Here is a 14969-nt window from a genome sequence, read left to right as displayed (position 1 = left end):
TCCTCAGAGCGGCGCGACCCGGTCGACGAGCCGGGCGATCACTTTGCGGCTGGTGTCGCCCTCGGCAGCGGCCCGCCAGGTCAGCACGAGCCGGTGGGCGAGCGTATCGGCGGCAAGCGCCCGTACGTCCTCCGGCGTGGCGTAGTCGCGTCCGCGCAGATAGGCGCGGGCCTTGGCGGCAGCGGCGAGCGAAAGCGTGCCGCGCGGCGAGACCGCGTGCTCGATCGCGGCCTTCACATCGTCTCCCACGGACCCGTCACGCGTCGCGGTGACCAGCCGGACGATGTAGTCCTTGAGCGCCGGGGAGAGATGGGTGCGCATCGCCTCCGTCCGGGCGAGCCGCACCTCGTCGACCGATAGCCGGATGCCGGCAGCCGCCGGCGGCGTGACGGTCTCGCGCTCGACGAGGTCCAGGATCTCGCGCTCCGCAATGGCGTCGGGCATGTCCACGGTCACATGGAAGAGGAACCGGTCGAGCTGCGCTTCGGGAAGCGGAAACGTGCCCTCGTGCTCGATCGGGTTCTGCGTGGCAACCACGATGAACGGGTCCGGCAGCGGATGCGTGACGCCGCCGGCCGTGACCTGGCGCTCGGCCATCGCTTCCAGGAGCGCGGACTGCACCTTCGGCGGCGCGCGGTTGATCTCGTCGACAAGCACGAGGTTGTGAAAGAGGGGGCCGGCCACGAACTCGAAGGCGCCGGCATCCGGCCGCCAGACCGGCGTGCCGGTCAGGTCCGCCGGCATCAGGTCGGGCGTGCACTGGATGCGGGCGAAGCTGGCATCGAGCCGGTCGGAAAGCTGCTTCACTGCCCGCGTCTTGGCAAGCCCCGGCGCGCCCTCGACCAGGATGTGCCCGCCGGTCAACAGGGCGATCATCAGCCGCTCGACGAGCGGGGTGCGGCCGATCAGGGCCTTTTCCAGCGTCCGCGCGACCTCGGCGATCCGCTCGCGTTCGACGGTCGTCGACCCCGGCGGCGACGTTGCCGGTTGGTTGGCATCCATGCGTTCTCTCCCGGGCGCACGGAGCCTTCTTCAGGGGCCGTGTTTCGCCGATCCGCGGAGTAGGGCATCACCGGCCGGCCCTGGCAACCTGACTTTTTTCCCCGCCGGCTGCGACATCGGGCCTCTTTGGGAGAACTGTCGAACGCGGCGGTTCACCACCCGCCGCCGCCACCGCCGCCGCCGCCACCGCCGGAACCGCCACCGCCCGAACTGCTGAAGCCGGAACTGGACGACTTCGTCTCCGGCAGCGACGAGGAGAAGGAGGACGACAGCGACGAGACGGTGCTCGACATGCGGCTGGCGAAGCTGTCGCGGCCGAAATGGGCGCCGTGGTACCAGCCGGGCTCGTAATCGGCCGCCATTCCAGCCGCCGCGGCCGTCGTGAGCCAGGCCTGGAACGCCTTCGACCAGGGCTTCTCCACGCCGAGCGCGATGGCATAGGGGAGCAGTGTTTCATAGTGGCTGGGGCTCATCCTGGGTGCCCCCGCCATATTCATCCGCTCCTCCTCTGCGACCGAGAGGTAGAGCCGCAGCCCCTCGATGTCGTCCATCACCTTGCGGCCGGCGACCGTTGGCGCGGCGAGGAGGATGAAGAAAAGCACGTTGGCAAGGATCAGCCCGCCGACGATCGACGCGATCCAGACGTTCAGCGTCTCCACCAGGAAACCGACCGCCGCCCCGCCGACGACGGCGATCCCGATGAAGGCGATCGCAACGAGCACCGTCCCGGTGAGCAGGCGCCGGACCAGGCTGGCGCCGCTGCGGATGATGGAAAGGAACTTCAGGACGGCGAAGCTCGCCCACACGCCGCCGAAGACGAGCGGCAGGATGAAAGCAAGCTCTTCCTCCCGGAAGCGGCCGAAGGCGACCATGGCGATCAGCGTCGCCACCGACAGCACAACGCCGAACACGACGTAGCCGCGATTGAGCTCGAAATACTTGCCGCGGTTCTCGCCCACCACCGCGCCGCGGAAGGCCGAGCCGAGCGCCAGGACCTGCTTGCCGTCCGCCTTGGAGAGCGTCAGCGATCGGCGCCGATCCAGGAAGGAGAGCACGGCCGCCTCGCCGGCCGGCAGCGTCTTAGGCGGCGGGGCCGGCGCATCGGTCCGCTCCAGGCGCGTTTCGCCGTCGAGATCCTCGAAGCGGATCAGGCCCTTGACGGCGAGATCGACGGCCGCGGCCGAGAGCGCCGGCCAACCGCCGGCCGCAAGGCCGCGCTCGTGAATGTAGTGGGCAAGCGATGGCGAGACGCCCTCCGGTGCCCTGAACAGGGGGATCACCGTCCCGCCCGGCGGATCCCGGCCGACCTTCGACCAGGCCCAGAGATAGAAGAGAGACACGAGCAGGAGGCCCGCCGAGCCGATCAGTTCGTCCTTGCGGTCGAGGACGGCGAACAGCATCGCCTCCGACCCGCTCGGCTCGGCGATGACCCCCGTCGGCAGGGCGACGGCGATCGTGAAGCCCTCGCCGGCCCGGAGCACCCGCGTCGTGACGAAGCTCACCAAGCGGCCGTCCGCCGCCCTCGACGAGGTCCAGTCGCGGCCGTTCTCGCCGAACGCCCCGGTGAACGCGTTGAGATCGGTCGCCCGGGCGCCCTCCGGCAGGATCACGGTGGCGCGCGCGGTGTCGATCGAGAACTTCCATTCGTTGCCGGTGACGTTCCAGAACAGCTCGTCGTGGTCGGCAAAGCGGCGGATCTGCCGGCCTGTCTCGTAGACGATCGTGTAGGTGTGCCGGCCGAAGGTGAGGAACACGTCCTCCTGGCCGATGATGATCCGGACGCCCCTGGTGTTCCGCTCCTGGCGGTAGGGCTCGTCCGCGCCGTTCCGTTCCACCGAGACGAGCTTGAAAGTCGCTTCCCGGCGGTCGCCGTCGTCCGTCCGGGAGCTCAGTGGAATGTCGCGGTAGATCCCCCGCTTGATGTCGTAGCCTTCCGCCTGGACCTCGATCTGCTCCGTCACGCGGATGAGGTCGCGGTCGGTCATCTCGATCCGGACGGTGAAACTGCGGATCCGCTCCTCCGCGTGCGCCGGCAGCGCGGCGAACGCCGCCAGAACCATCAGCAGCGCCGGGAGTGTCCGGCAAAGGGCGGCGATCGCGCGGATCATCCCGCCGGCCTCAGCCGAAGCTCACCTTCGGGACCTGCCGGTCGGCCGGATCCTCGATCTCGAAATAGGGCATCGCCTCGAAGCGGAACTGGCCGGCGACGAGGTTGGACGGGAACGACTCGATCTGGATGTTGAGGTTGCGCGCGGCGCCGTTGTAGTAGCGGCGCGCCATCTGCAGCTCGTTCTCGATGCCGCCAAGCTGCGACTGGAGATCCAGGTAGTTCTGGTTGGCCTTGAGGTCCGGATAGGCCTCCGCCACCGCCATCAGCCGCCCGAGCGCCGCCGAAAGCGCGCCTTCCGCCTGGGCGCGGGCGGCGATGTCGCCGGCCGGAACCGCGGCTGCGGCGGTGCGCATCCGCGTCACCTCTTCCAATGTGGCGCGCTCGTGCGAAGCGTATCCCTTGACCGTCTCCACCAGGTTGGGGATGAGGTCGGCGCGGCGCTTCAGCTGCACGTCGATGCCGCTCCAGCCCTCCTTGGCCATCTGGCGGTTCTTCACCAGGGCGTTGTAGACGCTGATGATGTAGAGAACGGCGACGACGACGACGCCCAATGCGATCCAAACGGCCATGACGCCCCCCGATTTTCGTGGGTTCATTCCTGGCCGGGAGGGCCGTGGTTTGTCAATCGCCGGACCCTGCGCCCGGGCTCAGTGTTTCCGGAGGAAACCGGCGATCAGGTCCCGCGTCGCCGCCTGGCTGATGTTCTCCGCCATCCGTTCGCCGGCCAGAGCATAGGCGTCGCTTTCGTCGAGCTCCAGCTGGCGATGGAACAGGTCCTTGCCGAGCCCGATCGCCGACGGGAGCTTCTCCGCGATCAGCGCGGCCGTTTCCGCGACGGTCGCATCCAGCGCCTCCGCCGGCACCGCGGCGTTGATCAGGCCCATCTCCGCCGCCCGCGCCGCGGAGATCAGCCGGCCGGTCAGGGCGAGGTCGAGCGCCTGCTTGCGCGGCATCGCCCGCGACAGAGCCACCGATGGCGTCGAGCAGAACAGTCCGAGATTGATCCCGTTGACGCCGAACTTCGCCCGGTCCGCCGCGTAGGCGAGGTCGCAGGTCGCGACCAGCTGGCAGCCGGCGGCGACCGCGGCACCCTGCACCTTGGCGATCACCGGCTTGGGACATTGCCGGATCGCGCCCATCAGGCGGGAGCAGCGCGCGAACAGGTCGACGAAATAGCCCTTGTCGCCGTGCGTTGTCATCTCGGCGAGGTCGTGCCCCGCGCAGAAGATCTTGCCGGCTGCCGCAAGCACCACGACGCGAACCCCGTCGTCCGCGCCGGCCTGCAGGATGCGCTCCTCCAGCGCATCCATCATCGCCTCCGACAACGCGTTCGCCTTGTCCGGCCGGTTGAGCGTGAGGGTGGCGACGGCGTCGTCCACCGACATCAGGACGTAGGCGTTGTCGAGCGAGGTCATGGGCGTCATTCCTGTGGAGCTGCCGCGCGGTCAGCTCTTGAACTGGTCGCGCAGCTTGAACTTCTGGATCTTGCCGGTCGATGTTCGCGGCAGGTCGGTGAAGACGATGTGGCGCGGGCACTTGTAGGCGGCCAGATGCTGCCGGCACCAGGCGATCAGTTCCTCCGCGGTGGCCGTCGCTCCCGCACGCAGCTCCACGAAGGCGCAGGGCGTCTCGCCCCACTTCTCGTCGGGCTTGGCGACCACCGCTGCACTCTGCACCGCCGGATGCTTGTAGAGCGCGTCCTCCACCTCGATGGAGGAGATGTTCTCGCCGCCCGAGATGATGATGTCCTTGGAGCGGTCCTTCAGCTGGAGGTACCCGTCCGGATGCTTCACACCAAGGTCGCCCGAGTGGAACCAGCCTCCTTCGAAGGCCTCCCGCGTCGCCTTCCGGTTCTTCAGGTAGCCCTTCATCACCACGTTGCCGCGGAACATCACCTCGCCGATGGTGGTCCCGTCGGCGGGCACCGGCTGCATCGTCTCCGGATCGATCACGTCGAGGGCGTCGAGCATCAGGTAGCGCACCCCCTGGCGGGCCTTCTTGGCGGCCCACTCGGAACCGGACAGAGCATCCCAGTCGCTGTTCCAGTCGTTGACCACGGCCGGGCCGTAGGTTTCCGTCAGGCCGTAGAGGTGGGTGACCGCGAAGCCGGCCGCGTTCATCGCCGACAGCACAGCCTCCGGCGGCGGCGCGGCGGCGGTGAGGAAGGTGACCGGCGTCGTCACCGGCCGCTTCTCTGCCTCGGTGGCGTTGAGGATGATCGACATGACGATCGGCGCGCCGGACATGTGCGTGACGCCGTGTTCGGCGATCGCCTCGTAGATCGGGCCGGCCCGGACGGCGCGCAGGCAGACATGCGTGCCGGCCACCGCCGAGATCGACCACGGGAAGCACCAGCCGTTGCAGTGGAACATCGGCAGGGTCCAGAGGTAGACCGCGTGCTTGGGCATGCTGCAGGTCACCACGTTGCCGATCGCCAGGAGGTGCGCGCCGCGGTGATGGTAGACGACGCCCTTGGGGTTCGACGTGGTGCCGGAGGTGTAGTTGAGGCTGATCGCGTCCCATTCGTCCTGCGGGAAGCCGCCCACGTAATCCTGGTCTCCCTCGGCGAGCAGCTCTTCGTATTCGATCGCGCCAAGCCGATCGCCGGTCTGCGGGAAGGCCGGGTCGTCGTAGTCGATGACCACCGGCTTGACCTGCGCGATGGCGAGCGCCTCCTTTATCACCTTGGAGAATTCGCGGTCGGTGATCAGCACCTTGGCCTCGCCGTGGTCGAGGCTGAAGGCGAGGGTGGCGGCGTCGAGCCGCGTGTTCAGCGTGTTGAGCACCGCCCCGCACATCGGGACGCCGTAGTGGCACTCGATCATCGCCGGCGTGTTGGCGAGCATCACCGCCACCGTGTCGCCCCGCGACAGCCCGCGCTTGGCGAGCGCCGAGCCAAGCTTGTGTGCCCGGGTGCGAAGATCCCGGTAGCTGACTCGCATCGAACCGTGAATCACCGCCGTCCGGTCCGGATAGACGTCGGCCGCCCGCTCGAGCAGCGTCAGCGGCGTCAGCGGCTGGTGGTTGGCCGGGTTCTTCTCTAGGTCGACGTCGTAGATGCTGGAGACCACGGTCTTCTCCCTGCAGGTCCTCATGGGGGCATGCGCCCGCTTCGGCCGATCAGGGCAGGCAACCAACCCTTTTGTCCAGTCCGACAAAGAGCGGAGCGAAAAAACACGACCGTCCGAACGTGAAATGTCGAAATCGCGGACCCTTGCCCGTCACTGGGGCGGACGACGGCAACCGCCTCGTCCTGTCCCGAAAGAATGCCGCCCCCTTCGCTTCGGAGCCAGGGCATGCGAGCATTCGCAACGAAGCTGGAGCCCGAGCCATGCAGTACATGATCTCCTTCTACGAGCCTGAGAGCACCTTCATCGACCGCGCCGATCCCGTGAAGTCGCCCGACTACTGGGGCGCCTGGACCGCCTACATCGGCGCCATGTACCAATCCGGCATCGTGGTGAGCGGTGCGGGACTGCAAGCGCCGCACACCGCCACCACGGTCCGCATCCGCGACGGCGAGCGCCTGGTCCAGGACGGACCCGTGATCGCGACGAAAGAGCAGCTTGGCGGCTACTTCGTCGTCGACGTGCCGCATCTGGAGGACGCCATCGCCTGGGCGGCACGCAGCCCGGCGTCCACGATCGGGTCCGTCGAGGTGCGGCCGGTTCTGCCGCCGATGAATACGAACTGAGCGATGTCGGGCAGCCCCTCCAGCGCGGCAGCGCGGGCCGCCGAACGGGCTGCCCGTCTCTCCTACGGCAAGTTGCTCGCCTGGCTTGCCCGCGAATGGCGAGACATGTCGGCCGCCGAGGACGCGCTGGCCGACGCCTTTCGCAAGGCCCTGGAGACCTGGCCCGCGTCCGGCATTCCGGAGAAGCCGGATGCCTGGCTCCGCGTCGCGGCGCGGCATCGTCTGGCCGACAGCGCGCGTTCGGCAAAGGTCCGCGGCGACGCGGGTTCGACCTTGGCCATCCTCGCCGAACAGGAAGCCACTGAGGCGGCGATTCCGGACCGTCGTCTGGCGCTGATGTTCGTGTGCGCCCACCCGGCGGTTCCGGAAAAGACCCAGACCCCACTGATGCTCCAGACCGTCCTCGGCCTGGATGCGGCGCGGATCGCCTCCGCGTTTCTCATTCAGCCGGCGGCGATGGGACAGCGGCTCAGTCGGGCCAAGGCTGAGATCCGCGATCGGGGCTTGCGCTTCGAGGAGCCCGGGCCGGATGAGATCGCAGCGCGCGGCGAACGGGTGCGGGAAGCCATCTACGCGGCCTACGGCGCCGGGTGGGACGGCATCGCGGGGACGGACACGCGTCGCAAGGGCCTGATGGAGGAAGCGATCTGGCTCGCCCGGGTGCTTCTCGAGGTGTCGCCGACCGATCCTGAAGTGCGCGGCCTGCTGGCCTTGATGCTTCACTGTGAAGCCCGGAATGCCGCCCGCCGCACGCCTGACGGCGCCTACGTTCCGCTGGCGGACCAGGATACGACGCTCTGGAACAGGGATCTCGTCTTCGAGGCCGAGCGGGAACTGATGACCGCGGCCCGTGCCGGCAGGCCCGGCCGATTCCAGATCGAAGCGGCCATCCAGTCCGCCGCTGTCTATGCCCGCTTGTCCGGCCGAAATGCCGGCGCGGCCGTATTACAGCTCTATGATCACCTGCTCGCCTTCGCCCCGACGATCGGCAACCATCTCGGGCGGATCGCCGTCCTGGCCGACGTGGCGGGAGCCGAGACCGCGCTCGATGCTCTGTCGGACCTGCCGCAGGAGCGTGTCCGGGATCATCAGCCGTTTCACGCTCTGCGCGGCGACCTCCTCGCAAGGCTCGATCGACGCGACGAAGCGGCCGTCGAATTGCGGCACGCCGCGGGCCTGAGCGAGGATCCGGGCGTGCGGGCCTTTCTTCTGGCAAGAGCCGGCGGCTGACCGTCGATCGCGGATGCCGACCGCGCTCAGCCCTCCGGCAGGATCTTGCCGGGATTGAGGATCCCCTCCGGGTCGAGGGCCTGCTTCAGCAGCCGCATCACGTCGAGCGCGACGTCGCCGTGCTCCTCGCGCAGGAACTTCGATTTGCCGAAGCCGACGCCGTGCTCGCCGGTGCAGGTGCCGCCGAGCGCGATCGCGTGCCGGACGAGCCTTTCGTTGTAGGCCTCGGCGAGCCGCACCTCCTCCGGATTGGCGGGATCGACAAGGAAGGTCATGTGGAAGTTCCCGTCGCCCACGTGGCCGAGCGCCGAGACGGGAAACGGCGCATTCCTCGTGTCCTCGAAGACGCCGCGGATGCATTCGGCGAGCCGCGAGATCGGCACGCAGGTGTCCGTTCCGTAGGCGGAGGCGCCGGGCCGCATCGCCTGGATGGCGTAGTGGAAATTGTGCCGCGCCTCCCACAGGCGGTTGCGCGCCTCCGCGCCCTCGGCGAAGCGGAAGGCCGACCCGCCGAAACCGTCCGCGATCTCGCGCACCATCGCGGCCTGTTCGGCCACGCCGGCCGGCGTCCCGTGGAACTCGAAGAACAGGGTCGGCGTCTCGGGATGGTCCGACTTGGACCAGCGGTTGAAGGCCGTCATGGCGAGCGTATCGAGAAGCTCGACGCGGGCGACGGGCACGCCGGACTGGATGCAGGCGATCGCCGTGTCGACGGCGGCTTCGATGTCCGGAAAGGCGCAGATCGAGGCCGAAACGGCTTCCGGGATGCCGTAGAGGCGGAGCGTCACCTCGGTGATGATGCCGAGCGTGCCTTCCGATCCGACGAAGAGGCGGGTCAGATCATAACCGGCCGAGGACTTCCGCGCCCTGTTGGCGGTCTTCAGAACCCTTCCGTCGGCGAGCACGACGGTGAGCGACAGGACGTTCTCGCGCATCGTGCCGTAGCGCACCGCATTGGTGCCCGAGGCGCGCGTCGCCGCCATGCCGCCGAGCGTCGCGTGGGCGCCGGGATCGACAGGGAAGAACAGGCCGGTGTCGCGCAGGTGCGTGTTGAGCTGCTGCCGCGTGACGCCGCACTGGACGGTGACGTCGAGGTCCTCCGGCCGCACGGAGAGCACCGCGTTCATCCGCGAGAGATCGACGGTGACACCGCCGCGCAGCGCCGAGGTGTGCCCCTCCAGCGATGTGCCCGCCCCGAACGCGATCAGCGGCACGCCATGGCGTCGGCAGATCCTCACGATCGCCGAGACTTCGTCGGTGGAGAGGGCGTAGGCGACGGCGTCCGGCGGACAGAGCGGGTGGGGCGACTCGTCCCGCCCGTGGTGCTCGCGGTCGGCCTGCGTCGTCGAGCACCGTTCTCCGAGGAGAACCTTCAGGTCGGCGATGGCGGCTTCGACGGCAGAGGGGGCGAGCGGCGCGGCAGCGGACATGGTCGTCGGATCCTCGTGGCTGCGATGGCCTGGGCTTGGTGCGCGAAATACCCGCTGCAGACGGTAACGATGCCCTGAACCGCAGCGATCGCCAAGGCCCCGAAGCACCGTCGCCTTGACTTCGGAGGTGAAATAATCGAACGTACGTTCGAATAATTCAAGAGGTCTCGATGGCGGCTATAGACGATGCGGTGGACCGGCGCGGGGCGGACTATGCCGCCAACCGTGCAGCCATGGCCGAGAAGGTCGCCGACCTCAAGGCGCGGGCTGCGGCTGTCGCCGAAGGGGGCGGCGCGGCCGCGCGCGAGCGCCATCTCGCACGGGGCAAGCTGCTGCCCCGCGACCGGATCCGCACGCTGATCGACCCTGGCACGCCGTTCCTGGAGTTCTCGCAGCTGGCCGCCAACGGCCTCTACGCCGACGAGGTCCCCTCCGCCGGCATCCTCACCGGCATCGGTCGGATCTCGGGGCGGGAATGCGTGATCGTCGCCAACGATGCCACGGTGAAGGGCGGCACCTACTACCCGCTGACCGTGAAGAAGCACCTGCGGGCGCAGGAGATTGCCTCCCGCACTGCATTGCCCTGCGTCTACCTTGTCGACAGCGGCGGCGCGAACCTGCCCAACCAGGACGAGGTATTCCCCGACCGCGACCACTTCGGCCGCATCTTCTTCAACCAGGCGACCATGTCGGCGGCCGGCATTCCCCAGATCGCGGTCGTCATGGGATCCTGCACCGCCGGCGGGGCCTACGTGCCGGCGATGGCCGACCAGTCGATCATGGTGCGCAACCAGGCGACCATCTTCCTCGGCGGCCCGCCGCTGGTGAAGGCGGCCACCGGCGAGGTGGTCACCGCCGAGGACCTGGGTGGCGCTGACGTGCACGTCCGCACCTCCGGCGTCGCCGACCTGATGGCCGAGACCGACGCACACGCCCTCGGCCTTGCCCGTGACATCGTCGGAGGACTCAGCCGGCCGCGGCCTGCCGGGCCGGAACTCCGCGCTCCCGCCGATCCGCTCCTCGATCCCGCCGATCTCGGCGGCATCGTTTCAGCCGACCCCAAGAAGCCCTTCGACATCCGCCAGGTCATCGGCCGCATCGTCGACGGCTCGGAGTTCGACGAGTTCAAGCCGCTCTACGGCACGACGCTGGTGACGGGCTTTGCGCGGATCTGGGGCTACCCGGTCGGGATCGTCGCCAACAACGGCATTCTCTTCTCCGAAAGCGCGCTGAAGGGTGCCCATTTCGTCGAGCTCTGCGCCCAGCGCGGCATTCCGCTGGTCTTCCTGCAGAACATCACCGGCTTCATGGTCGGCCGCCGCTACGAGGCCGGCGGCATCGCCAAGGACGGCGCCAAGATGGTGATGGCGGTCGCCTGCGCGGCGGTGCCGAAGATCACCGTGGTGATCGGCAACTCCTTCGGTGCCGGCAACTACGGCATGTGCGGCCGCGCCTTCGACCCGAACTTCCTGTGGATGTGGCCGAACGCCCGGATCTCCGTGATGGGCGGCGATCAGGCCGCGAATGTGCTCGCGCAGGTGAAGCGCGACCAGATCGAAGCCCGCGGCGGCGCCTGGGATCCGGCCGAGGAGGACGCCTTCAAGGCGCCGATCCGCGCCCAGTACGAGGAGCAGGGCAGCGCCTACTATTCCACCGCACGGCTCTGGGACGACGGGGTGATCGATCCGGCCGACACGCGCCTGGTGCTCGCCTTGTCGCTATCCGCTTCGCTCAACGCCCCTGCCAGGGAGACGCGCTTCGGCGTGTTCCGGATGTGACGGTAACTGAACGCCTGGACGGCGCGGTGGCGCGCATCGAGATCGACCGGCCCGAGGTCGCCAATGCCTTCGACGGCCCGACTGTGACGGCGCTCGGGGCGGCGGTCGATCGCGCCGCTACCGATCCGGCGGTGCGGGTGATCGTGTTGTCGGGCGCCGGCAAGCACTTCTCCGCCGGCGCGGACCTCTCCTGGATGCGGCGCATGGCCGATGCAGACGCAACGGAAAACCTCGCCGACGCGCGGGCGCTGGCCGACCTGATGCGAACCGTCGACCGGTCGCCGAAGCCGGTCGTCGTCCGCGTCCAGGGCGCTGCGATGGCCGGCGCGACCGGTCTTGCCGCGGCTGCGGACATCGTCGTGGCCTCCACCGCGGCCGTCTTTGCGGTCTCCGAGGTGCGTCTCGGACTGATCCCGGCCGTAATCTCGCCCTACCTCGTTCGCGCCATCGGCGCCCGCCAGGCCCGCCGCTTCTTCCTGACCGCGGAGCGGATTTCGGCCGAAACGGCCCACAGGATCGGACTGGTCCACGAACTCGCCGAGCCGGACGAACTGGACGGTGCCGTCGACCGGATCGTCGCCGCGCTTCTGGCCGGCAGCCCGGCTGCGATCCGGGCGGCCAAGGATCTCGTCGCCGACGTCGACGGGCCGATCGACGATGTGCTGATCGAGGAGACCGCCCGTCGGATCGCCGAGCGCCGGGCGAGCCCCGACGCCCGCGAGGGGCTCGCCGCCTTCCTGGAGAAGCGCAAGCCGGAGTGGCCGGCATGACGCGCCCGATCCGAGCCATCCTGGTCGCCAACCGGGGCGAAATCGCCGTCCGCGTCATGAAAACGGCCAAACGTCTGGGAATTCGCGCCATAGCGGTCTACTCGGAGGCCGACGCCGGGGCGATGCACGTCCGGACGGCCGACGAGGCGGTGCGGATCGGCCCGGCGCCGGCCCGCGACAGTTATCTGGCTGGCGATCGGGTGCTGGAAGCAGCCCGGATCGCCGGGGCCGACGCGGTCCATCCGGGCTACGGGTTCCTGTCGGAGAACGCCGAATTCGCGGAGGCGGTCGAGGCCGCCGGGCTCGCCTGGATCGGCCCGCCGCCCGAAGCGATCCGCGCGATGGGCTCCAAAAGCGCTGCCAAGGCACTGATGGAAAAGGCAAAGGTGCCGCTGGTGCCCGGCTACCACGGGGCCGACCAGGACCCGGATACGCTGACGGCCGCCGCCGATCGGATCGGCTATCCCGTTCTCATCAAGGCCTCCGCCGGGGGTGGCGGCAAGGGTATGAAGATCGTCGAGGCGAGCGGCGACTTCCCCGCCGCTCTCGCTTCCGCCAAGCGCGAAGCGATGGCGTCCTTCGGCGACGACCGGGTCCTGGTGGAGCGGTATCTGACGGCCCCGCGGCATGTTGAAGTGCAGGTTTTCGCTGATGGTTTAGGCAACACGATCCACCTTTTCGAGCGCGACTGCTCGATCCAGCGACGCCACCAGAAGGTGATCGAGGAGGCCCCGGCACCGAACCTTTCCGATCGGATGCGGGCCGAGATGGGCGCGGCGGCGGTGGCGGCGGCAAGGGCGGTCGGTTATGTCGGCGCTGGGACGGTGGAGTTCATCACCGAGGAAAACGCGTTCTATTTCATGGAGATGAATACCCGGCTGCAGGTCGAGCACCCCGTCACCGAGGCGATCACCGGGCTCGATCTGGTGGAATGGCAGATCCGCGTCGCCGCCGGCGAACCGCTTCCGCTCGACCAGAAAGACGTGCGTTGTCAAGGACATGCAGTCGAAGCCCGGCTCTATGCGGAGGATCCGGACCGCGATTTCGTGCCCCAGGTGGGCCGGCTGCGGCGGCTGGCGTTCCCGGACGGAGTCCGGATCGACGCCGGCGTGGAGGTGGGGGACACGGTCAGCCACCACTACGACCCCATGATCGCCAAGCTGATCGCCCACGGCCCGGACCGGGAGGGCGCTTTGGCCCGGCTTTCGGCGGCGCTCGATGCAACCAAGGTGGTCGGCGTCACAACCAATAGGCGGCTGCTGGCGCGGATCGTGGACCACCCCGCGTTCAGATCGGCAAGGTTCGACACAGGCTTCATAGACCGCCACCGCGACGAACTCCTCGCCCCATCAGTACCGGCCGAAACGCTGGATTTCCAGCTCGCGGCGCTTGCCGTCCGGGCCGCCCGGACGGCTGTCCGCAGGATCGATCCGTCCGACCCGTATTCGCCGTTCGCAACCGCCGGCGCCTACAACCCGAACCTCCCGGCGATGGAGGAGATCACCCTGTCGGCAGGCGGCGTCGAGCAGACCCTGCGCTTCGAGACGGAGGGCGGGCGGACGGTGCTGGCCGGGGACAGCGAACGGCTGGAAACCGCCGCTACGCTGTCCCCCGAGGGACAAATGATCGCCACCCTGGGACGCCGACGGTTGCAGCTTCGCGTTCATGTCGAGGGCGACGAGGTGGTGCTCCTCAAGGGCGCAGAACCCTTGGCGTTCAGAGTCTTGGACCCGTGGAGAGGGCCTGCCACCGGAACTCACGCAGTCGACCGCGTGCTGTCGCCGATGCCGGGCGCGGTTGTGGCGCTTATGGTCTCGGTCGGCGACCAGGTGGAACGGGGCGCACCGCTGGTCGTGGTTGAAGCGATGAAGATGGAGCACGTGCTCCGCGCTCCGCACGATGGTGTAGTCGCGTTTCTCGGCGCCGAGGTGGGCTACGTAGTCGACGAAGGCGTCGAATTGGTCATCGTGGAGGCGACATGACGAACCCTGCCGTCCGCATCGTCGAGGTGGGGCCGCGCGACGGTCTCCAGAACGAGTCGGTCAGGGTTTCGGTCGCCGACCGGATCCGCCTCGTTGATGATCTCGCCGACGCGGGGCTCCGGTGGATCGAGGCGGGCAGCTTCGTCTCGCCGCGCTGGGTGCCGCAGATGGAGGGCACCGCCGAGGTGTTCGCCGGCGTCGCCCGCAGGCCGGGCGTGGTCCTCTCCGCCTTGGTTCCCAACCCGCGCGGATTGGAGGAGGCGATCGCGGCCGGCGCGGACAAGGTCGCGGTGTTTGCTGCAGCGAGCGAGACATTCTCGCAGCGCAACACGAATGGATCGATAGCTGAGGTTCTCGGACGCCTCGGCCCGGTGATCGACGCGGCGGTCGCGCGCGGCCTGCCGGTGCGGGGATACGTATCCTGCGCACTTGGCTGCCCCTATGAGGGGAGCGTGCCGGTCAGCCGGGTGGTGGAGGTGGCCGGATGGCTGGCCGAACGCGGCTGCCGCGAGGTTTCGCTCGGCGACACCATTGGCGTCGGGACGCCAATTGCTGCACGTGAGATGACTGCTGCAGTCATATCAGGCATAGGCACGGAACGCACGGCGGTGCATTTCCACGACACCAACGGGCAAGCGCTCGCCAACGTGTTCGCCTGCCTGGACCTCGGTATCGCGGCGGTGGACGCATCCGTCGCCGGCCTCGGCGGATGCCCCTACGCGCCGGGGGCGAGCGGTAACCTGGCGACGGAGGACCTGGTCACCATGCTGGAGGGCATGGGCGTGGCGACGGGCGTGGATCTCGACCGCCTCTCGCGTGCCGGCGAGCGCATCTGCCGAACGATCGGCCGACCCTCGCAATCCAAGGCAGCCATGGCCTGGAGAGCGCGACATCCATACTGAAGGGCGACCGTGCTTGTTTGCCGGTCTGTCCGGTGCCTCGATCCTGAACGTTGCACATATTATGTCGATAA

General features: G+C 68.6%; 12 protein-coding genes. 6 read left to right on the top strand and 6 right to left on the bottom strand.

Translation table 11 applies throughout. The features are described 5' to 3' along the window. Positions 1 to 3: 3 nt before the first annotated feature. From HZ321_RS03210 to HZ321_RS03190, 5 genes are all read right to left on the bottom strand, one after another. Positions 4 to 1002: an AAA family ATPase gene (locus HZ321_RS03210; RefSeq protein WP_181700144.1), complete on the bottom strand. Its 999-nt coding sequence runs from the start codon at positions 1000 to 1002 to the stop codon at positions 4 to 6. A gap of 152 nt (positions 1003 to 1154) precedes the next feature. Continuing rightward, entirely contained in the window at positions 1155 to 3110 is a 1956-nt protein-coding gene (locus tag HZ321_RS03205) for a DUF2207 domain-containing protein (protein WP_181700142.1), read from the bottom strand. A gap of 10 nt (positions 3111 to 3120) precedes the next feature. After that, entirely contained in the window at positions 3121 to 3681 is a 561-nt protein-coding gene (locus HZ321_RS03200) for a LemA family protein (protein ID WP_181700140.1), read from the bottom strand. 78 nt (positions 3682 to 3759) lie between these two features. Further along, the gene (locus HZ321_RS03195) at positions 3760 to 4527 is read right to left on the bottom strand and encodes an enoyl-CoA hydratase (RefSeq protein WP_206682716.1); all 768 of its coding nucleotides are present in this window, start codon (positions 4525 to 4527) and stop codon (positions 3760 to 3762) included. Positions 4528 to 4557: 30 nt separating this feature from the next. Beyond that, positions 4558 to 6183: an acyl-CoA synthetase gene (locus tag HZ321_RS03190; protein ID WP_342343801.1), complete on the bottom strand. Its 1626-nt coding sequence runs from the start codon at positions 6181 to 6183 to the stop codon at positions 4558 to 4560. Between the two features lie 260 nt (positions 6184 to 6443). Here HZ321_RS03190 and HZ321_RS03185 point away from each other — a divergent pair, with 260 nt between their 5' ends. Next, the gene (locus HZ321_RS03185; protein ID WP_181700134.1) at positions 6444 to 6806 is read left to right on the top strand and encodes a YciI family protein; all 363 of its coding nucleotides are present in this window, start codon (positions 6444 to 6446) and stop codon (positions 6804 to 6806) included. Positions 6807 to 6809: 3 nt separating this feature from the next. Continuing rightward, the gene (locus tag HZ321_RS03180; protein WP_181700132.1) at positions 6810 to 8036 is read left to right on the top strand and encodes an RNA polymerase sigma factor; all 1227 of its coding nucleotides are present in this window, start codon (positions 6810 to 6812) and stop codon (positions 8034 to 8036) included. A gap of 26 nt (positions 8037 to 8062) precedes the next feature. On the opposite strand, the gene HZ321_RS03175 is transcribed toward HZ321_RS03180, so the two are convergent. After that, the gene (locus HZ321_RS03175; RefSeq protein WP_181700130.1) at positions 8063 to 9466 is read right to left on the bottom strand and encodes an FAD-binding oxidoreductase; all 1404 of its coding nucleotides are present in this window, start codon (positions 9464 to 9466) and stop codon (positions 8063 to 8065) included. Positions 9467 to 9636: 170 nt separating this feature from the next. Between HZ321_RS03175 and HZ321_RS03170 the strand changes: the two genes are divergently transcribed. From HZ321_RS03170 to HZ321_RS03155, 4 genes are read left to right on the top strand one after another with little or no spacing between them, the layout of a single operon-like run. Then, on the top strand, positions 9637 to 11244 hold the full coding sequence (locus tag HZ321_RS03170; protein ID WP_181700128.1) for a carboxyl transferase domain-containing protein: 1608 nt from the start codon (positions 9637 to 9639) through the stop codon (positions 11242 to 11244). Further along, complete coding sequence (locus HZ321_RS03165; RefSeq protein ID WP_181700126.1) at positions 11241 to 12014, top strand: enoyl-CoA hydratase-related protein; 774 nt, start codon at positions 11241 to 11243, stop codon at positions 12012 to 12014. The genes HZ321_RS03170 and HZ321_RS03165 overlap by 4 nt, the downstream gene beginning before the upstream one ends. Beyond that, the gene (locus HZ321_RS03160; protein WP_181700124.1) at positions 12011 to 13996 is read left to right on the top strand and encodes an acetyl/propionyl/methylcrotonyl-CoA carboxylase subunit alpha; all 1986 of its coding nucleotides are present in this window, start codon (positions 12011 to 12013) and stop codon (positions 13994 to 13996) included. Before HZ321_RS03165 ends, HZ321_RS03160 begins: the two co-directional genes overlap by 4 nt. Beyond that, positions 13993 to 14898 (top strand): hydroxymethylglutaryl-CoA lyase, encoded by a 906-nt coding sequence (locus HZ321_RS03155; RefSeq protein ID WP_181700122.1) that lies wholly within the window; start codon positions 13993 to 13995, stop codon positions 14896 to 14898. The genes HZ321_RS03160 and HZ321_RS03155 overlap by 4 nt, the downstream gene beginning before the upstream one ends. The last annotated feature ends 71 nt before the right edge of the window (positions 14899 to 14969 follow it).

Origin of the sequence: Chthonobacter albigriseus (genome assembly GCF_013839445.1) — a bacterium.
In the GTDB taxonomy this organism is placed as follows: Bacteria; Pseudomonadota; Alphaproteobacteria; order Rhizobiales; family Pleomorphomonadaceae; genus Chthonobacter; species Chthonobacter albigriseus.
This window is presented reverse-complemented; position numbering and strand designations above follow the sequence as displayed.